The sequence below is a fragment of the Anoxybacillus sp. PDR2 genome (genome assembly GCF_009834045.1).
Classification (GTDB): domain Bacteria; phylum Bacillota; class Bacilli; order Bacillales; family Anoxybacillaceae; genus Anoxybacteroides; species Anoxybacteroides rupiense.
The window spans coordinates 434,939-453,877 of sequence record NZ_CP047158.1 but is presented as its reverse complement, the minus strand read 5'-3'; the positions used below and the strand labels follow the sequence as shown (position 1 = coordinate 453,877).

General features: G+C 42.7%; 17 protein-coding genes and 1 CRISPR repeat array. Of the genes, 4 read left to right on the top strand and 13 right to left on the bottom strand.

The window, feature by feature from the left end; all coding sequences use genetic code 11:
* Positions 1 to 128 precede the first annotated feature (128 nt).
* A complete protein-coding gene (locus GRQ40_RS02230; RefSeq protein ID WP_159719284.1) occupies positions 129 to 1,661 on the bottom strand; it encodes a flotillin lipid rafts scaffold protein FloT in 1,533 nt (510 codons plus the stop codon).
* Positions 1,662 to 1,678: 17 nt separating this feature from the next.
* Positions 1,679 to 2,212, bottom strand: coding sequence for an NfeD family membrane protein (locus GRQ40_RS02225; protein WP_159719283.1), 534 nt, complete (start codon positions 2,210 to 2,212; stop codon positions 1,679 to 1,681).
* Positions 2,213 to 2,654: 442 nt separating this feature from the next.
* Here GRQ40_RS02225 and GRQ40_RS02220 point away from each other — a divergent pair, with 442 nt between their 5' ends.
* The 4 genes from GRQ40_RS02220 to GRQ40_RS02205 all read left to right on the top strand — a co-directional run bounded on the left by GRQ40_RS02220 (position 2,655) and on the right by GRQ40_RS02205 (position 6,072).
* Positions 2,655 to 3,317: a response regulator transcription factor gene (locus GRQ40_RS02220; RefSeq protein ID WP_066151075.1), complete on the top strand. Its 663-nt coding sequence runs from the start codon at positions 2,655 to 2,657 to the stop codon at positions 3,315 to 3,317.
* Positions 3,307 to 4,680 (top strand): sensor histidine kinase, encoded by a 1,374-nt coding sequence (locus GRQ40_RS02215; protein WP_159719282.1) that lies wholly within the window; start codon positions 3,307 to 3,309, stop codon positions 4,678 to 4,680. The genes GRQ40_RS02220 and GRQ40_RS02215 overlap by 11 nt, the downstream gene beginning before the upstream one ends.
* Positions 4,681 to 4,916: 236 nt before the next feature.
* On the top strand, positions 4,917 to 5,417 hold the full coding sequence (locus GRQ40_RS02210) for a hypothetical protein (RefSeq protein ID WP_066151070.1): 501 nt from the start codon (positions 4,917 to 4,919) through the stop codon (positions 5,415 to 5,417).
* 4 nt (positions 5,418 to 5,421) lie between these two features.
* Positions 5,422 to 6,072 (top strand): PspA/IM30 family protein, encoded by a 651-nt coding sequence (locus tag GRQ40_RS02205; protein ID WP_066151067.1) that lies wholly within the window; start codon positions 5,422 to 5,424, stop codon positions 6,070 to 6,072.
* A gap of 61 nt (positions 6,073 to 6,133) precedes the next feature.
* On the opposite strand, the gene GRQ40_RS02200 is transcribed toward GRQ40_RS02205, so the two are convergent.
* From GRQ40_RS02200 to cas5b, 11 genes are all read right to left on the bottom strand, one after another.
* Positions 6,134 to 7,219 (bottom strand): site-2 protease family protein, encoded by a 1,086-nt coding sequence (locus GRQ40_RS02200; RefSeq protein WP_236546438.1) that lies wholly within the window; start codon positions 7,217 to 7,219, stop codon positions 6,134 to 6,136.
* A gap of 26 nt (positions 7,220 to 7,245) precedes the next feature.
* A complete protein-coding gene (locus GRQ40_RS02195; protein WP_159719280.1) occupies positions 7,246 to 8,319 on the bottom strand; it encodes an ABC transporter substrate-binding protein in 1,074 nt (357 codons plus the stop codon).
* Positions 8,316 to 9,119, bottom strand: coding sequence for an ABC transporter permease (locus GRQ40_RS02190; RefSeq protein WP_159719279.1), 804 nt, complete (start codon positions 9,117 to 9,119; stop codon positions 8,316 to 8,318). The genes GRQ40_RS02195 and GRQ40_RS02190 overlap by 4 nt, the downstream gene beginning before the upstream one ends.
* 9 nt (positions 9,120 to 9,128) lie before the next feature.
* Positions 9,129 to 9,920: an ABC transporter permease gene (locus GRQ40_RS02185; RefSeq protein WP_159720719.1), complete on the bottom strand. Its 792-nt coding sequence runs from the start codon at positions 9,918 to 9,920 to the stop codon at positions 9,129 to 9,131.
* Positions 9,910 to 10,977, bottom strand: a complete 1,068-nt coding sequence (locus tag GRQ40_RS02180) for an ABC transporter ATP-binding protein (protein WP_370514183.1) — start codon at positions 10,975 to 10,977, stop codon at positions 9,910 to 9,912. The genes GRQ40_RS02185 and GRQ40_RS02180 overlap by 11 nt, the downstream gene beginning before the upstream one ends.
* Before the next feature lie 491 nt (positions 10,978 to 11,468).
* Positions 11,469 to 12,961: a CRISPR direct-repeat array (repeat unit 30 nt; unit sequence GTTTCAATCCCTCATAGTTAAGATAAAAAC).
* A 179-nt stretch (positions 12,962 to 13,140) separates the two neighbouring features.
* Entirely contained in the window at positions 13,141 to 13,887 is a 747-nt protein-coding gene (gene cas6 / locus GRQ40_RS02175) for a CRISPR-associated endoribonuclease Cas6 (RefSeq protein ID WP_159719278.1), read from the bottom strand.
* A gap of 9 nt (positions 13,888 to 13,896) precedes the next feature.
* Positions 13,897 to 14,160, bottom strand: a complete 264-nt coding sequence (gene cas2, locus GRQ40_RS02170) for a CRISPR-associated endonuclease Cas2 (RefSeq protein WP_044741373.1) — start codon at positions 14,158 to 14,160, stop codon at positions 13,897 to 13,899.
* Positions 14,161 to 14,168: 8 nt separating this feature from the next.
* A complete protein-coding gene (cas1b, locus tag GRQ40_RS02165) occupies positions 14,169 to 15,176 on the bottom strand; it encodes a type I-B CRISPR-associated endonuclease Cas1b (protein WP_159719277.1) in 1,008 nt (335 codons plus the stop codon).
* Entirely contained in the window at positions 15,176 to 15,688 is a 513-nt protein-coding gene (gene cas4, locus GRQ40_RS02160) for a CRISPR-associated protein Cas4 (RefSeq protein ID WP_236546388.1), read from the bottom strand. Before cas4 ends, cas1b begins: the two co-directional genes overlap by 1 nt.
* Complete coding sequence (cas3, locus tag GRQ40_RS02155; RefSeq protein WP_159719276.1) at positions 15,676 to 18,159, bottom strand: CRISPR-associated helicase Cas3'; 2,484 nt, start codon at positions 18,157 to 18,159, stop codon at positions 15,676 to 15,678. The genes cas4 and cas3 overlap by 13 nt, the downstream gene beginning before the upstream one ends.
* A gap of 45 nt (positions 18,160 to 18,204) precedes the next feature.
* On the bottom strand, positions 18,205 to 18,939 hold the full coding sequence (gene cas5b, locus GRQ40_RS02150; protein ID WP_159719275.1) for a type I-B CRISPR-associated protein Cas5b: 735 nt from the start codon (positions 18,937 to 18,939) through the stop codon (positions 18,205 to 18,207).

Genomic DNA, 18,939 nt, shown 5'->3' with positions numbered 1-18,939 from the left:
TTTTATTTTTTTCCCCATTTTCTCTGAAGTGCGACGAGAGCAGGCTAACTGCAGATGGCTTGAACATCCAAGCCCCGTCTTTGTTTAGCCCATAAAAAAAGGCGCCTCTAAGCGCCTTTTTCCTTCGATTATTCTTGATTCTCCGATCCCTTTGCTTTTTGTTCCGCCAGCTCCTGCGGTAGCTGGTCGATGCTGCTCTTTACATTTCCTTTTCCTGAAAAATTCTCCAGCATTTCTTTGACATCAATGCCAGAAGCCGCTTTTAGAGACTCCTGCAACGTCGCCATCAGATGGGTCGCATAGCCTGCAACACGATTGGCACCGCCATTCACATCACTGCCGCCCGTGTCCACAATCGTAATCTTGTCAATATTAGCAAGCGGGCTTGCCACTTGTTTCGCATATTCAGGAAGCATTTTGATCATCATATCGAGAATGGCCGCTTGGCCGTATTGTTCGAATGCCTCGGCAATTTTTTGTTTTGCTTCCGCTTCGGCCAGACCTTTTAAGCGGATAACTTCCGCTTCGGCTTCCCCTTTTGCCTTTTCTGCTTCCGCTTTGGCCAGACCGTCAATGCGCACTTTCTCCGCCTCTGCTTTTGCCATTGCTTCCACCCGGTATTTTTGCGCATCGGCCTCCGCCATTTGTTTAGCTTTTTCCGCCGCCGCTGCCTGCTCCACTGCATAACGGTCGGCATCGGCTTTCTTTTTCACCTCTGAATCATATTGACGTTCGCGGCGCAAAATTTCTTTTTCTTCAAGCTCAATTTGTTTTTGCCGCTCGATAATTTTGATTTGCATTTGCTGTTCAGTAACTTCCTGCTTCGCTTTCGCTTCTTCTAGGTGATAGGCTTGGTCTGCACGCGCTTTGGCAATATCTTGCTCACGCCGGAATTCAGCAAGCTTCAGCTGGTTCATTTTTTCGGCTTCCGCAATTTCCGTCAAGCGCTCCAATTCGGCTTTACGAGCATCTTTATCCGCTTCAGCGCGCTTAATACGCGTTTCCTTTTCCGCCTCTGCGGTCGCAATGTCCGCATCGCGCTTCACTTGAGCGATGCGCGGTTTTCCTAACGCATCCAAGTAACCATTTTTGTCACGTACATCTTTAATAGTAAACGAAACAATAACGAGCCCCATTTTCGCTAAATCATGAGAAGCAACACGCTGCACTTCTTGTGAAAACTTATCGCGGTTTTTATAAATTTCTTCTACTGTCATGGAGCCGAGAATGGAACGAAGATGCCCCTCCAGCACTTCTTTCGCTTCATTCTCCATATCTTGCTTGGACTTTCCTAGAAATTGCTCAGCGGCAGTAGCAATTTCGCCAATCGAACTGCCGACTTTAATAATGGCTACACCATCTGCCATAACCGGAACTCCTTGCTCTGTATAAACTTCCGGCGTTTGGACATCTAGTTTAATAGATAGCAAGCTCAATGGTTCAGCTTGTTGAAAAATCGGCAAGACGAATGTTCCGCCGCCCCGGACAATCTTAATTTTATTTCCTGATTCATCTACATGTACATTTTTGCTGCCAAGATAGCTGCCGGTTACGATTAAAGCTTCATCTGGCCCAACGGTACGGTACCGCATCATAAAAATGGCAACCAGTCCAAGCAGCAGCACAACGACTACTCCGATAACAATTAAAATCGGCGTCATACAAGCTCCCCCTTTATTTATGAAATATAATATGGATCACGCTTCGCCACTACAGCGACACCGTTTTCCATGCTAACCACAATCACCTCTGCTTCCAACGGGATTTCCTCATTTTTTAAGCTTTTTGCCGGTTTTGAAATAGCACCGCTTGCCCGCTGAATTAAAATTTCGCCGAATCCATCTGCCGGCACCGTAATAATCACCTTAGCTTTGCACCCTTCTAAATCCTCTTGAGCATAGTTCAGGGAGGACTCCGCTGAGCGAAGTGGAACAAACACAAAAAAGTGCAAAAGCAATACGACAATCAGTGCAACTCCTGCGCTGATGAGCCCAATGAAATAAGAGGCTGCTGCGGTGTAGCGCTCAAGCAAATACCCAGTAGCGCTGAGAACGGTAAAAAAGGATAAAAATAATTGAGGGCTTAATAAGGGATGATCGAATGCATCAAAGATGCCATCTAACACATCGCTTAACAAAATATAAAGAAAGGTTAAGCTGCCGCTGATGACCAGCGTAAATAAATAAACCGTCTCGATTGGATACCCAAACATCGCTTCCCCCCCCTTTTTTGCCCGATTCATCTGTATATACGAATCTTCTAAGCGAACGGTTTCAGTTTTTCCATCATTTTGATAAAATTTCCTTTTCTTTATTTTACTAAATTTTCACTTCTTTTTCATCAAAATTCGCTAAAATTTTATAAATAAACAGTCATCCCCAATGAAAAAATGGGGGACAGTCTCGAAGCATGCCCATCCAGCAAGTGATATTCAGGTTTTTTATTCGATCGTCAACATGTCTGATGACCTCCCTCACCTCCATTCCGTTTAAGGGGCGGGAGACTTCCTGATGGATGAACACAGCTTCAACTTTTTATTTGCAAAATGAAAAACCAAATGATTGAGGTTATACTTGATAATAGAAAACCGAATAAAAGCCACGAATTTTGAATGCCACCGTATAGAGTTTACATTAGGAAAGAAGGGAGAACGAATGAAGCTGCTGCTTGCAGAGGATGATGTATATTTAGGAGAACTCATCGTTCACATGCTAAAGAAAAAAGGAGCCGATAAAGTCGATTGGGTGCAGGAAGGAGAAGAAGCTTACGATTATGCGCTCGCTTCTTTTTATGATGTGCTCATTTTAGACTGGATGCTCCCAAATGGCGATGGCGTCGAGATTTGCAAGCGACTGCGCAAGCAAGGATATTCAGGTGCTATTCTCATGCTTACCGCTAAAGACGCCGTACAAGATCGCGTCCAGGGCCTTGAAGCAGGAGCCGACGACTATCTTGTCAAACCATTTGAAATTGAAGAGCTAGTAGCTCGCTTGAAAGCATTATCGCGCCGGACATTTATCCCAATTCAAGAAGAAATCGTCCGTTTTAAAGATTTTACCTTAAATCGCACAAGCCATACACTGCATCGAGGCGGCCAAGAGATCTTTTTGACGCCGCGCGAATTTCAGCTGCTCGATTTGCTCCTGCAAAACAAAGGGCGGGTTTTATCCCGCGACATCTTGTTAGATCGAATCTGGGGATATGATGCCGATGTTTCCCTCAAAACGATTGATGCGACTGTCAAGCTGCTGCGCAAAAAGCTGGATGCAGACATGATTCAAACCGTGCGCGGGGTGGGATACAAAATTGATGAATAAATGGGGGGCTTTTTTTAAAAATGTAAAAAATCATGATATATTCCGCCTCGCCCACTGGCGCCTTACCATTTTGTACAGCGGCATTTTCATGATTTTCTTAACTGCCTTTATCCTGATTGTTTGCTTTCTTCTCTATATGATTGTCACCAACGACCAAGAACGGAGAATTTCTAGCCTTGCCAATCAGGAAAAGAAAGTGATTGAGCAGTTTCTGATCAAACAAAGCGATTTCGATCTTATGGACAATGAAAATATTTTGTTTTTAAGCGAGGATCAATTCTTTTTTTATGTAATCGACATGAATGGACAGCTTCTCATGGGCGATGAAGTGAATCAGGACATGCGCCCCTTGCTTCTTGAATCGCTGGCACAATCGGCACCAGAGCAAAATAAGCAAAAATATATAGAGGTTCGTCTGCCCGCATACATGAGCAAGTTTTCAAGATTTCATACAAATGAGCTAAAAATTTTAACCGCAGCTCGCCCCGTTGTTGTTCATGGCAATTTGATCGGCGTGTTGTATGTAGGTATGGATGTCACCTCATTTTCGAGTGTATTTAAATGGCTTTGGATCGTTCTGATCAGCTTAGCGGTTTTATTTATTGGCATTGCTGTTTTGCTGAGCTACTTTCTGTCCAGGCGGACGCTCGTCCCCATTCATGAAGCTTACAACCGCCAGCGCCAATTTGTGGCCGATGCTTCTCACGAGCTGCGCACCCCGCTGAGCGTGATTTTTTCATCGGTGGAAGCTCTTGAAATGGAAGAAGAAATCACAAACAATGAATTCGCGCAAAAGATGTTGCACCGTTTGCGCGAGGAGATCAAACGAATGAATAAGCTCATGACTGATTTGCTTACATTGGCGCGCGCAGATGCTAGAAACGCCGCGCTTGAGCTTGCGAAGGAGGCATTTGATTTCCGCCCTCATGCGGAACGAACGCTGCAGCTGTTAGCGGATGTGGCCGCAAAGAAAAGCATTGAATTGCAATTTCAAGCGCCTGAATCAGCACAAATGATCGGCGATACCGACAAGCTGACGCAATTGCTTTATATTTTGCTAGACAATGCCATCAAGTATACCCCGAACGGAGGCCATGTCACGCTATCGATTCATATTGAGAAAGCAAAGCAGCGCCGGCTGATCATTTCTGTTAAAGATACAGGCATAGGCATTCCAAAAGAAGAAATCGGCCGCATTTTTGATCGCTTCTATCGCGTCGATAAAGCAAGGTCACGGCAGCAAGGAGGGCATGGTCTTGGCCTTTCCATTGCCAAATGGATCGTCAACGCCCACAGCGGAACGATTGATGTCCAAAGCGAGCTGGGGAAAGGTACTGAATTTATTGTTACCATTCCTTTTTAACATGCTTTCCATTTGTGGAAGGCATGTTTTTATTTTAAATTGTCTTGAGAGCTCTTGACCGATAAGGAATGCGGACAATGGCAGTGTGGGACTCAGGATGAGAACGTTTATCAACAGTTAATAAAAAATTTTCTTTTCTCCCTTCTTTTTTCACCTGATTTTCTCTTTTTTTCTTTACAATGCGAATTGTAAGCAGCCATGCGAGAAAACTCAGCAAAAAAAGGAGGTGAGAAGTGATGAAACGGCCCAATCTATTTCTTATTCTTCTCGCAACAATCGCTGCTGTGAGTGGATTGTGTTTGCTCATAAATGCCGGGGTTTCCGGAAGAGTACAAGCGATCCCAATCATGGACATGCCCCATCGCCATGATTTATTTATGGGACGCCACTATGTTGATCACAGTCCACCCATGATCAGAATCTATGAAAACAGTTGGGCCATATGGATTCTCTTCCCTCTGTTGATGAAATGGACCATGATCATCAGCGGCTGGATGCTTTGGAGAACAGCCAAAAGCTCTAGCGGATGGAAATGGGGAGGCTTGGCCCTTATGGGAATCGGCATCACGGCGCTTCTGCCTAAAATATTGCTTGTTCCGTTTATCTTATTTGCGATTTATATGATGTATCACAAGCGACAAGTCCGTGAAGAATGGCCAACAGTTGCCCCTTCATCCGGACAAGCCATAGATTTTCTAGATGAATGGGAAAAAACGATACAGAAAAAGGAGGAATAGAGACGTGGGGATTTTCAAGCGCCTGAAGCGGATCGTCACGGCCGATTTGCACGATTGGATTGACAAATGTGAAGATCCTATTCGCATGACGAAGCAATATCTTCGTGAGTTAAATGAGCAGATTGACAACACCCAGCAAGCACTCGCCCAGCAATTCGCCATCCAGCAGCGCTATGAAATGCTCATTCATCGTACCGAAGAAATCGTGAAAAAAAGAGAACGCCAGGCCAAGCTCGCTATCGAAAAAGAAGAAGAGGCCATCGCAAAAATGGCCCTGCAAGAAAAAATATCCTATGAGAAAAAACTTGAGACATACAAACAGCAGTATAACACATTAATTGAAAAAACAACATACTTAAATGAACAGCTAAAGAAACTGAAAGAAAAGTATGAAGAGCTAAAAATCAAGCATTTTGATTTCATTGCACGAGCTCATGCCGCCAAAGCCATTACAGATGTCAACACGTCACTCGTTTCTTTCAATCCGGAACAGATCCTAAAAGGATTTGAACGTATCGAAGAACATGTTCGGTCCCTTGAAGCAAAAGCCAAAGCAAGCACATACGTATATGAAACACAAAAAACGTTGTCCCTGCCTCCCGTTTTTCATGAAGAAGTAGAACAAGAGCTAGCCAAATTAAAAACAGCCAAATAAAAACGCGTACCCCCCTTTCATATAGATCACCCCCTTGCCAGCCGGCAAGGGGGATATGTGTTTAGGAGATAATCGATTGATATCGGTCTAAGAGGCTTTGGCCATACATCGTACATGCAAGTAAAAACGCGCCAAGTCCAATATACAAAACCAACCATAGCCACTTCGTTTTTGTATCTGACGCATAATACACTTTTTCTGTTCGCATAGCTTCCTCGCCATCACGGATGGCCTCTTCCAGCTCGTCTTTAGCCTTAAGCAACTTTTCCTCATCGATCATCCAAAAGCTTGTAGCATTTAATAGCAAATCAAGGTTTTCTTTGTAGATCAGCGCTTGATGCTTTCGCAATTTTTGCTGATCCTGTATAACCGGTACGTAACGTTTTCTATCGATTTCCATGCGGCTTTGCTCTTCTGCCCATTTTCGGCGCATCTCATACTGTTCCTGTTCGGTTGCTGACCGATATGTTTCCAATTGCTCAAGAGCATGCTTGTCTGCTTTTTGTTCCGCCTTCAGCATTTCATAACGAAAAGCCTGCCTCATCAGCTCCCAGCATTTCATCGCTCCAAAAAGCAAGATCAAAGCTAATATTCCGTTCGGGCGCCAAATCCAATAAAGCGCTCCTCCTATCAGTCCAAAGAACCAGATTTTTGGAGAGATCACCCCCACAATTCTTCCGCCGTCAAGAGGATGAATCGGAAGCAAATTAAATAAATTAATGATCGCTCCCAGCGCGATTACAAGTCCCCAAAAAGGATCCTCTGTCATCCAATACAGCGGAAAAGCCGGCAAAAACGCCAATGTCCCCCACAGCGGCCCGGCATATGCTAAATAAGCTTCATCATTCGCTGATTCTGGTTGTTTTTTCAGCGCCACCACCGCGCCAATGAAAGGGAGAAAAATCGCTTTAGACGTCGGTATGTCTTTTTTCCGCGCTGCCATGAGATGCCCCATTTCATGCACATAAATCAGATAGATCAACGCCACAGCAAACTTCCATCCATAGACAAGCGCATATAAACCAAAGGAAATAAATAAAGAAATGAGAGAGCTTAGCTTCAAAAATTTTGCAAGCGCCAACAGCCATTTTAGCTTTCCGGCCATAAACAACCCGACAGTCCCTATCGTCACCCACGCTTTTTTCATCCGTGTCAATCCGTTCAATCTTCCTTTCATTTGCGATGCATTTTAAATTCAAGGAACAGTTCATTGTAATAAGCGAGCATCCGTTTTCCCAAATTCTCGTACACTTCTAATCGGCCAATCGAATGGAAATCAGGATAAAACCGTTGATCCTTTACCACTTCTTTTGGCATATATTCCAGCGCTTTTTTGTTTGGCGTGGAATAGCCAACATATTCAGCATTCGCCGCCGCATGCTTCGGATCGAGCATAAAATTAATAAACTGATGCGCTCCTTCAATATTTTTTGCCGTTTTCGGAATCACCATATTATCAAACCATAGATTGGAGCCTTCCTTTGGCACAACATAGTCCAGCTTGTCATTTTCCGCAATAATTTCCGCCGCATCGCCAGACCACACGACCCCAATCGCCGCTTCTTCATTGGCCAGCAACATCTTTATTTCGTCACCGACAATCGCCTTCACATTGGGCGTCAAGGAATCAAGCTTTCTTTTGGCCTGCAATAAATGCGCTTGATTCGTATCATTTAATGAATAATGAAGACTGTTTAGCGCCATTCCCATCACTTCTCGGGCCCCGTCGACAAGCAAAATTTGATTCCGCAAATCCTTGTTCCATAAATCATTCCAGCTTGTCAGCTTTTTGCCGCCAAGCATTTCTGAATTATAGACGATTCCGACCGTGCCCCAAAAATACGGCACAGAATATTGATTGCCCGGATCAAATGATAGATTCAAAAAACGCGAATCGAGGTATTTCAAATTCGGCAGCTTGGAATGATCAAGCGGAAGAAGCATTCCTTCCTCTTTCATTTTGCTGATCGCATACTCTGACGGTACCGCTACATCAAAGGTCGTTCCCCCTTGAGCGATTTTTGCCATCATAGCTTCGTTCGAATCAAAGGTTTGATAAATGACCTTCCATCCCGTTTCTTTTTCAAATTCCTTAATCAGCTTCGGGTCAATATAGTCACCCCAGTTATAAACAGTCAGCGTACGGCTTCCAGCATAGCCTTCTGATTCATTTAGGCGATAGGATATATAAAGTAAAGCGGCAGTAATCAGCAAAACAGCGGCAAACGATTGAACAAGCCTTCTCATCTGCGCCCTCCTTCCCCGTACAAACGGCCGCCTTTTTGGCTAATGACATAATATCCAACGATAAGAAGGATCGTAAATAAAAACAGAAGGGTCGACAACGCATTGATCGACAAGGAAATTCCTTGCCGCGCTCGTGAATAAATTTCCACCGACAACGTCGAAAAGCCGTTTCCGGTTACGAAAAACGTCACAGCAAAGTCATCAAGTGAATATGTAAGCGCCATAAAGAATCCGGCAAAAATACCGGGTGTAATAAACGGCAAAATGACTCGTGTTAACACTTGCCATTGATTCGCCCCTAAATCGTGCGCCGCATCCATTAAAGTCGGACTCATTTCCTGCAGCTTTGGCAGCACCATCAATACGACAATCGGAACACTGAAGGCAATATGTGATAAGAGAACAGAGATAAACCCCAGCTTGATTCCGGCAATCGTAAATAAAATTAAAAACGAGGCACCAATAATGACATCAGGACTTACGATGAGCACATTGTTAAACGTAAGCAGCAAATTTTTGGCTCTTCGTCTTTTTACATAATAAATCGAAAGCGCCCCCGCCACACCTAAAATCGTCGAGATCGTAGCCGATAACAAAGCGACCACAAGCGTATTGATGACAATAATTAAAAGGCGAGGATCGTGAAATACCTCCTTGTACCATTCGAAGGTAAATTGCTGAAAATGATGCATCGTGCCGCCGCTATTAAACGAATAATACATAAGATAAAAAATAGGCGCATATAAAATGACAAATACGGTCACTAAATAAATTTGTCCCCATGTTCGATTTCGCTTCATCTGCCTTCCTCACTTCCGGTTTCCTGTTAACCCGATAATAGCCGCCATCGCAATCATTAAAAACACGGCAATGGTCGCTCCCATTCCCCAATCCTGGGTCACGAGGAAATGCTCCTCAACCGCCGTCCCCAGAGTAATGACGCGATTGCCAGCGATTAAACGCGTAATCATGAACAGAGATAATGACGGGATAAACACCGCTTGGCAGCCCGCTTTTACGCCATCCAGCGTCAACGGAAACACAACGCGGCGGAATGTCGTCCATGCGGAAGCCCCAAGATCGCGTGCGGCATCCACAAGCGACGGATTCAGCTCTTCAAGCGCATTGAAAATAGGAAGCACCATAAACGGGATAAAAATATAAACCGATACGAAAACAAAGCTAAAGTCTGTAAATAAAATTTGCTTTTTGCCGATTCCCAATATTTCTAAAATAGCATTAGCCAAGCCGAACGTTCCAAAAATGCCTAAAAAAGCATACGCCTTCAGCAACAAATTGACCCACGTCGGCAAAATAACCAATAAAAGCCATAGCTGCTTATGTTTCGTTTTTGTTAAAAAATAAGCGGTTGGATAAGCAATCAACAACGAAAACAACGTAATTAAAAACGCATACCAAAACGAATTCAGCGCCATTTTTAAGTAAATAGGAGTAAAGAATTTCTCGTAATTGGCAATGGTCCATTTTCCTTCAATATCGAAAAAGGAATAATACACAATAAGCAAAATAGGAGCCGCGACAAATAAAGCGATCCACAACACATACGGAATTAAATAAAGGTTACGCGCATTATTTCTCATGGCGGCCATCATCCGTTTCCCCTATGTGCATGACATGAATCGCCTCCGGTTCAAAATAAAGGCCGATCTCTTCTCCAACTTCCGCTTTTTTCGTAGAATGGACAAGCCACTCATTGCCGTTTTCATCATAGGCGCAAATTTCATAGTGCACGCCGCGGAACAACAGAGAATCTACCCGCACACGCAATTTGCCGCGCTCCGGTGCCGTCATTTCTAAATCCTCTGGGCGAATGACAATCTCGACGTGTTCATTTGGCAAAAATCCGCTGTCTACGCATTCAAACTGTTTTCCGGCAAATTCCACAAGAAAATCTTGAATCATGCGTCCCGGCAAAATGTTCGATTCGCCGATGAAATCCGCAACAAACCGATTGACCGGTTCATCATAAATATCTTTCGGCGTGCCACTTTGCTGAATTTTTCCTTTGTTTAGCACAAAAATTTGATCCGACATCGCCAGCGCTTCTTCTTGATCATGTGTAACGAAGATAAAAGTAATGCCTAATCGGCGTTGCAGCTCCCTTAATTCATATTGCATTTCTGTCCGCAGCTTCAAATCAAGCGCTGATAGCGGTTCATCAAGCAACAGCACCTCCGGCTCGTTCACAATCGCGCGCGCGATCGCCACCCGTTGCCGTTGTCCGCCCGACATTTCTTGAATTCTACGATTTTCATATCCTTCTAAATTGACAAACCGCAGCGCTTCCTTCACTTTTTTATCAATCTCGCCCTGCTTCATTTTTTTTATGCGCAGCCCGAATGCCACATTTTCAAACACATCCAAATGAGGAAATAAAGCATAATCTTGAAACACGGTATTCACTTGCCGCTTATTAGCCGGAACCTGGTTGATCGGCTGATCGTGAAAATAAATCGTTCCGCGCGATGGCTCAATAAAGCCCGCAATCAGCCGCAGAATCGTCGTCTTTCCGCATCCTGACGGCCCCAGCAGCGTATAAAACTTTCCTCTCTCAATTTCGAAGCTTACATCGTCAAGCACCGCAACCCCATCATACAGCTTTGTCACACGCTCAAAGCGGATGATTGCATCTTTCAACTTCCAGCCCTCCATTGTATGCAAAATCGGCGAACCAATCATTCGCTTTACTATCATTCCTATTAGAACATGTGAAAGTCGAAAGCGCAACGGGAAATTTTCTAAAAAACAGAAAAGATCCGCTCCTTTCCAGATTCGCATAAAGCAGGAGCGGAAAAACGGCAGACGATGACAAAATAAGGGCGGCGGAGCCATCCATACAATGAAGCCGCCTAGAACACCGAAGATCGGAAGAGGGTGACAGACTTGTCTCTGTCACAAAAGCACACAGCAAAGAATCGAACAGCAAGCGGTCTGATGACCTCTCCCACCTCCACTTCGCTTAGAGGCGGGAGACTCCTCGATGGATGTATTAAAATGAGCAAATCGGTCGGCAAGCGTAAACCGATTACCACGAAATAACGACAGCTAAGCTTTAAGGAAATCAGAGATTCTTCTATTTTCCCCACACTATCAAAAAAGATCGTTCCTTCTATATTATCCCTGCTAGGGTTTCAATCCCTCATAGTTAAGATAAAAACGCCGATGATCTAGGATATTGTTACATAGAGTAGTTTGTTTCAATCCCTCATAGTTAAGATAAAAACACGAATCCGAATGTTGCAGCAACCAGCGCTTTTTGCCAGTTTCAATCCCTCATAGTTAAGATAAAAACCATTGACTACCTGAAGCTATACGAACAATTGAAAAAGTTTCAATCCCTCATAGTTAAGATAAAAACGGCGCTCGCCCGTCGATGGGGAAAACAGCTCTTGTTCGTTTCAATCCCTCATAGTTAAGATAAAAACGACAAAGAGTATTTACGTTATTGCAAGCAAGAGATTGTGTTTCAATCCCTCATAGTTAAGATAAAAACGGCCCTCAGGGGATCGGTAAAAGTACATTTTTGCGAAGTTTCAATCCCTCATAGTTAAGATAAAAACGGGGATGGGGAATCACATCCCCCATCGACCTTTCATGTTTCAATCCCTCATAGTTAAGATAAAAACTTGGCGTATATGAGGAAAAAAGACCGCCTACATATGTTTCAATCCCTCATAGTTAAGATAAAAACGGTATCGGCTACCACTTCGGGGGATAGGACCGGAAGGGTTTCAATCCCTCATAGTTAAGATAAAAACGGTATCGGCTACCACTTCGGGGGATAGGACCGGAAGGGTTTCAATCCCTCATAGTTAAGATAAAAACGCCGTCTGCTCCGGGTTTGCCACGAAGAAAGCTCAGTTTCAATCCCTCATAGTTAAGATAAAAACTCAAAAGACATGGCTTGAATTTTACCTTTTCGCAGTAGTTTCAATCCCTCATAGTTAAGATAAAAACTATTAGCTACTTGGGCCGCCGTCAACGCATCCTTTTGTTTCAATCCCTCATAGTTAAGATAAAAACTAGCACCATCTTGAAAAAATACGTCAATGTCCGGTCTAAGTTTCAATCCCTCATAGTTAAGATAAAAACTAAAGATGTTGGTTATTCCATTAATAAAAGGTGTGAGTTTCAATCCCTCATAGTTAAGATAAAAACCAGCCAGGAGGAACTCAACAAGGACAAGTTTTTATGTTTCAATCCCTCATAGTTAAGATAAAAACGATATTTGGGGTCGATAGCCTCCGTTTCAGAGACTGAGGTTTCAATCCCTCATAGTTAAGATAAAAACCGGTCGGCGATTGAGCGGTTGTATATCGCGACCGAGTTTCAATCCCTCATAGTTAAGATAAAAACGCTGTTGCAGCTTTAAATTCTGAATCTACAGCCCTGTTTCAATCCCTCATAGTTAAGATAAAAACGGAGTTGTTTTAATTGTGAGAACAATCGCTATTGATAGTTTCAATCCCTCATAGTTAAGATAAAAACTCAAAGGTAGGTTTTTTGAATGGATGTTTATGGTTGTTTCAATCCCTCATAGTTAAGATAAAAACAAGAAAGCGAGCCTGCATGGTATCAGCCCCCTTCCAAGGTTTCAATCCCTCATAGTTAAGATAAAAACCCTAAAAAATATTGTTAAATCAACATTTGGAAAATCAATACAACGTTATTATAAACTTATCTAAAGATTCTATCAATATTTTATTTCTCTTATCACTATAGGAATTTTGGCAAATAGAAAATTGTCGTCGATCCCCCGGGATTCGTACGCTACTAGAGGTCGACGACAAAGAAATACAACTACTCTATGATCTCAAACATTCCAAATCCCTGCGAGTTTTTGGAACCGACCCCAACATCATACATAAATTTCAAATAAGCAAGCGGGGCCTGAATTTCATAAGTTCCATTCCATGCATTGATACGGAAATCTTTAAACGCTGTAATCACTTTATCTTTTTCTGTTACTTTGATCGGCTTAATCTTGACTCTCTCCGTTGGCTGCGCTTGAAAATAGGCTTGAAACTTATTGCAAAAATTTTTCTCTATCATATCTGAAAAAACAAGATCAAGCGGCGAAAAAAAATGGGTTCGCTTATCGCCATATCGGTTTTCATAAGTACTGTAGACCGTAAGCGGCGATAGCATTCGAATTTGATAGGCGTGCTTTTCAGTGATATCTAGCGCTTTCACTACCGTTTCCTCAATATGAATCGGCTGTCCATTAAGGTTAAAGTGTTCCTTCAATACATAGTTTCTTCCCAAATCGACAATAAGAGACTCCACCACAGATGAAACATGCCATGTCACTTGGTCAAAAAACTCGATTTTTTTCTCATGCCGATGTATACGGTATGTTCCATAAAGCCGGCTAAAGGTAAATAGTTTAAACCTCCGCTTTTCTTTTGTATATCCAACATTGTGCAAAAAATCCGCAAGGTCAAAATCTTGAATGGAACGGTATAAAAATCCTTGCAACACTTCTTCATAGTTGATCGGTAATATAAGGGTTCCATCTTTTGGTCTAAATCGAATCGTAAGCCTCATCTGTTCCTCCTATAAAATGTTGTCTTCTCCGCCTTTTCGTAACCCCATCTCTTCGCGTTTCGAATATTTTTGCGTGCGAAACGTATAAAACACAATAGAATCTGTATCGGGATCCATGATATTCGCCAGTTCCATTTTTAGCTTGACATAATTGGCTTCGGAAATTTCCCCTTCTAACACCGAGTTTTGCACCCAATATAAATACTTCCTTGCAATCTTTAACGCTTTGGCGACACGCTTTTTATCAAAATCATAGACGAGTATCACAAACATAGCAACACCTACCATAACGAGCGATACGGCTCATATTCTTTTTCGCCGAGAAGATGCTTTTGAATCTTATAAAGCTCAAGACGAATGAGACGACGGTATGAGACAGACTTACCTAGATGCCTGTGATTGACCGTTGTTTTCATGCGCTTGTCCAATTCTTCAATAAATTTTCTCCGCCCCTCTTCTGACAGCAAAATCCCTTCCATATGTTTATCAAACTCTTTTTTCGTAATCATCTTTTTATTAATAAGTGTAAAAATGAGACGATCGACCATAATCGGTTTAAATATTTCCGCAATATCCAAGTTTAACGAAAAACGCCGAAAATTCGTCGCGTGCAAAAAACCGATACGCGGATCTAAATAGGTTTTGTAAATTTCACTTAACACCATCGTATAGCAAAGCTGATTCCCAAAGCTAATCATGGCATTTAACCGATTGAGCGGCGGCCTTTTTGAACGCTTTTCAAATAAAAAATCCGGATGATGGTTTAAAATATCATCAAACATACGATAATATTTCTCACGCACATGCCCTTCTGTTGACATCATTTCCTCGACGCTTGTCCATTGCTCCAATTTCGCCCGGCTTGACTGGAAATCGAAAATCATCTCCTTAAATTTTTCTTGATTGGTTTTTACACGATTTTGATAATATTTCAACACTTGGATCATTTGTCCGATCGAACCGTCGATAAATTTCCGCGCTAAGGCGAGACGTTTTTCCGGATCTAAATACGCTTCGGCCTGTTTTAAAATAACGTGTCCGGCATTTAAATGTTCACGCGGGTAAAACGTTCCCGTATAATAACCGTGATAATTAAAATAGTGAATACAAATATGTTTTTGCGCCATGAGCTCCAAAAACTTCTTGGTGACATTCACTTCGCCAAAAATATAGATGTCATTAATATCTTCAACAGGCAAGACCCGCTTGCGCTCAGCTGTTTCAAAACAAATACTATTGTCTTGCCGGAACAACTCGCCGCTTTGAAAAATATAAAGTGTTTTTTTCATCATGATTCCTCCGCAAAACAATATTCACGATAGGCGCAGCTTCGGCAAAATTGAATTTTTTTTGGTTCTGGCGGAATAGGTAACCGGGCAATGCGGCGAATATCAGCGACCGCTTCTTCCAATACTTTTTTTCCTTCTTCTGTCCATTCCACTTTCGTTACTTTCTTTTCTTTTGGAAACAATAACTCCCCTTTTGCCTCAATCCCCATTTTCTTCAATGTATCCAGATAGTACAAGAGTTGATAGTAGGCACTTTTTTCATAGGTGGATGATTTTTTCACTTCTCCAACAACCAAAGTGTCCCCCTCGCGACGAATACGGTCCACTTTAATATTGCCAATTAGCATTTCTTTTTTCTGGCGCTGATACGTTGTTTCCGAGATGAAGCGGCCAATTTCGAGGTTATCGTCCTCTTGATCGGCCGCAATTTGGTGGGCAATCAGCCAAACCTCGCGTTTACAAATAAAGTAGTACCAAATATGCGTGCCAGTTACATCCATTACATAATCCATGCATCCACCATCTCACTCGAGCGAATCAGTCCATATTCGCTGTTATAATATTGGTTTAATAGATCATTAGACAAATGAAGCATTCGTGTTTTTTCATATGAATCGCGGTCTAAATTTTTCACAAGCTGAATCGGTGCCGAAATTACATACTGACGGATATCTCTTTTTAAACGCAAATAATTTTCAAATCTCGTTTCTAAATTGCTTTCTTCGATAACGGTCGTTATATATTCTTGCCAGATTGCTATAGCGCGGTCATCCACTTCGACAAACACATCTACTGCTTGATGTGCGTTTTCAATCAGTTGAAATTCTGATACATATTCCGGCTTTTGCTTGATTCCCGGCTTATCTTTGGCATCAAACTTTAACTCTTCCATCGCTTTTATAATCCCATCGGAGGCTGTGAACGATTTAGCGTTTTTTACATTGGAAAAATATTGATGGATAGCATCAAAAAATTGGTGTTCCAACATCGATTCCTCTGGAAGCAGTTCTTTAGCGATATTTGTATGGACCGCACCGTATACATATTTGGATTCCAACGCCCCATTTCGTTCCATCGGCGTAATGTACACTTTCCCTAAACGATCCTTTTGCCCGTTGCGGTTGCAGCGTCCCGCCGCCTGTACAATGGAGTCAATCGGCCCCAAGTCGCGGTACACCACATCAAAGTCGACATCTACTCCTGCTTCCACAACCTGTGTAGAAATGACGGCTACCTTTTGCTTCTCTTTAAGAAGGTCGTTGATCGCTTCAATACGCTGTTTACGTTCGCAAGGAACAATGTTGGTAGAAAGGTAGAAAACATGATAACCGTGCTGCTTCAGCCATTTTTTGAGTCGTTCGTACACATCAATAGACGTTTTAATTGTATTAAAAATTGCTAAATACGTTTTTCCATCCTCAAAGTGAAGTTGAAATTGTTCCATCCACTCATCTACATTGTATGTCCCTTTGCTTCCCTTGAGCCACTGAAGATGGACACGCTCCATTTCTTGAAAAAAGTGAATCGGCTGAACGGACTCTGATTCTAAAAGCTCTATCGTTTCACCTTGTGGAAAAATGAGCGGCTGTGTAGCTGTTAATAATAAAATTTTGCAAGAAAACAATTCAGCCATATTCGACAGCACAACGCGCAACAACGGCCAATACTCAACTGGCACGTTTTGAATTTCATCGAGAATTAAAATGCTCCCTGCAATTTGATGAAACTTCTTCAGCGCCCGATTTTCATAGCCGATAAGAGTTTGAAACAGTTGGACAAACGTCGTAATAATAAACTCGGCTTCCCAGCTTTCTGTCAGCAACAAGGCTTGTCTAAGCGGCAACTCCTGATGGTCTGTGCGGTATTGAAACGTGGATAAATGATGATGTTTAACCAAATAACGTTGCTCATTTCCTTTGAAATCTTCTAATTGGGCAAGAAGATCGTAAATCACTTTCTCATTTTGATCAATGACGCTCGTAAACGGCAGGGCATAAATAATTTTGGGCGTATATCCCTCATATTTCTGCGCGTGTTCCCGCCATTTTAAAGCAACAGAAATAGATAGAAGCGTTTTTCCCGCCCCCGTTGGCGCTGTCAATGTAAATAGCCTTTGTTCAGCATTAGTGCGGGCAATTTGTTCGATTCGTTCCATGACCGTCCCATACATTCGGTTGCGCCAACCGTTTGTTCCTTCAAGTATTTCCACATCAAAATTCGCTTGGCGGTATTGATCAACTAGATGGCCCGGAATATGGACGCGCGAGTTTCGCTTAATATTAGCTGCAGACCATTTATCAGCGTCGATTAATACAGAGTATAACAACAACGCATAATAATATAATTTTGCCGTAAGCGCTCCTCTTTTCCGGCGCGTAAGCAAATAAAATTGGCGATACGTTTCATCAAAAGCGTTCTCATAATGTTGTATAAAATTTGCAAGTTCTTCAGATAAGAAAAGCGGGATCTGCAACTCCTCCCATAGTGGCGATAAATCCTCAATAATGGACGAGGCATGCTTTTTTATATCTTCCAATTGAATTTTTAACGTCCGCACCCGATCATACAGCGAGCGCTGTACGTCATCTTCATAAATGTCATTTGAATCTGTTACATCTAGTGCTATATCGCGCAAATTCCCATGGTGGTGCATGACGGCAAAATATCCTAGCAGCGGAGCAAATTCTGACCATGAAGCAGGCAAGCTTTTGGAGCGGCATAGCAAATGTGCAGCAAACACCGCAGAAATAAACGAGTGATGATGTAAATCTCCTTCCGTCTCTTTCGTTCGCAAATACGTTTGAAAATAAGATAAGTATTTTCCGAAATCGTGTGTGACGGCTACGATCTTGCCTATGTATTGCACCGTTTCGTAGTCTTCTCTCGATAAAGGTACATACTCAAGCAGAGTTTTTAAATATTCATATACTTCCCGCAAATGAACTACTAATCTTTTATCTGGTTTTGTATGCGACAAATACACGCTTTCACCCCCCTAAAAAAATAGCGCGGCGATCTGACATGCGCGCTACATGAACAACACATGTTCCGTTTCGTTGCCGTACGTGACAGTAACGTATGGCACGTTAGGAACAGCGACCAACCGCCGCGACAATTCTAGCAAATAGTATTCCGTCTCGAGAATGGCTCGTTCTTTCGTAAAATGGCGGGTCATAAATTCTTTCACAAACCTCGTGTCAGTTGACAGCTGAAGCGAGCGCTCGCGCAAATCCGAGATGCGCGCGACCGAATGGATCGGGATTAAACCGTCTGGCTCATTTTGTACCCCTTCCGCCTCCGCGATCCACTCTAGTTGCCCAAGCAATTCCGACAGACCGAGATACGGCGGGTAAATATATCGGTTTGACTGAACCCGTTTCTTTACATCTTCATAAATCACCGGGTCTTTATGAGAAAAATAAACGCGGTAACGCAATGCCATCTCTTCTTTTCTCGGAAGCACAAACTCAAGAGGGATTTGCGTATGTCCTGCACTATTGTTAAGATGACCCTTTGATGTCACCAACATATAATTGACTGTTTGCATCATTTTTCGAACCGGGGTGCGGACGGAAAGCCCCACTTGGCATTGATCGAATGAAAATGGCTCGTAATAACCGTCTCTCTCGATTCCTAAGATTCCTGCAATTAAGCCCACAATCGTTGTTCGCGGCGGAAAGAAATATGATAGAGAAGATGAGTTCGTATCCATCTTTCGAAAATGCCCCATCTTCCCGATCAAATCAAAAATGAGTATATTCAT

Bases quoted from the DNA above. Each gene is read 5' to 3' on its own strand.
- GRQ40_RS02190 (WP_159719279.1), bottom strand. From the start codon at position 9,119: ATGAAGCGAAATCGAACATGGGGACAAATTTATTTAGTGACCGTATTT.
- GRQ40_RS02200 (WP_236546438.1), bottom strand. From the start codon at position 7,219: ATGAAAAAAGCGTGGGTGACGATAGGGACTGTCGGGTTGTTTATGGCC.
- GRQ40_RS02185 (WP_159720719.1), bottom strand. From the start codon at position 9,920: ATGAGAAATAATGCGCGTAACCTTTATTTAATTCCGTATGTGTTGTGG.
- GRQ40_RS02220 (WP_066151075.1), top strand. From the start codon at position 2,655: ATGAAGCTGCTGCTTGCAGAGGATGATGTATATTTAGGAGAACTCATC.
- cas2 (WP_044741373.1), bottom strand. From the start codon at position 14,160: ATGTTTGTGATACTCGTCTATGATTTTGATAAAAAGCGTGTCGCCAAA.
- GRQ40_RS02230 (WP_159719284.1), bottom strand. From the start codon at position 1,661: ATGACGCCGATTTTAATTGTTATCGGAGTAGTCGTTGTGCTGCTGCTT.
- cas1b (WP_159719277.1), bottom strand. From the start codon at position 15,176: ATGAAAAAAACACTTTATATTTTTCAAAGCGGCGAGTTGTTCCGGCAA.
- cas5b (WP_159719275.1), bottom strand. From the start codon at position 18,939: ATGAATATACTCATTTTTGATTTGATCGGGAAGATGGGGCATTTTCGA.
- cas6 (WP_159719278.1), bottom strand. From the start codon at position 13,887: ATGAGGCTTACGATTCGATTTAGACCAAAAGATGGAACCCTTATATTA.
- GRQ40_RS02225 (WP_159719283.1), bottom strand. From the start codon at position 2,212: ATGTTTGGGTATCCAATCGAGACGGTTTATTTATTTACGCTGGTCATC.
- cas4 (WP_236546388.1), bottom strand. From the start codon at position 15,688: ATGGATTATGTAATGGATGTAACTGGCACGCATATTTGGTACTACTTT.
- GRQ40_RS02210 (WP_066151070.1), top strand. From the start codon at position 4,917: ATGAAACGGCCCAATCTATTTCTTATTCTTCTCGCAACAATCGCTGCT.
- GRQ40_RS02195 (WP_159719280.1), bottom strand. From the start codon at position 8,319: ATGAGAAGGCTTGTTCAATCGTTTGCCGCTGTTTTGCTGATTACTGCC.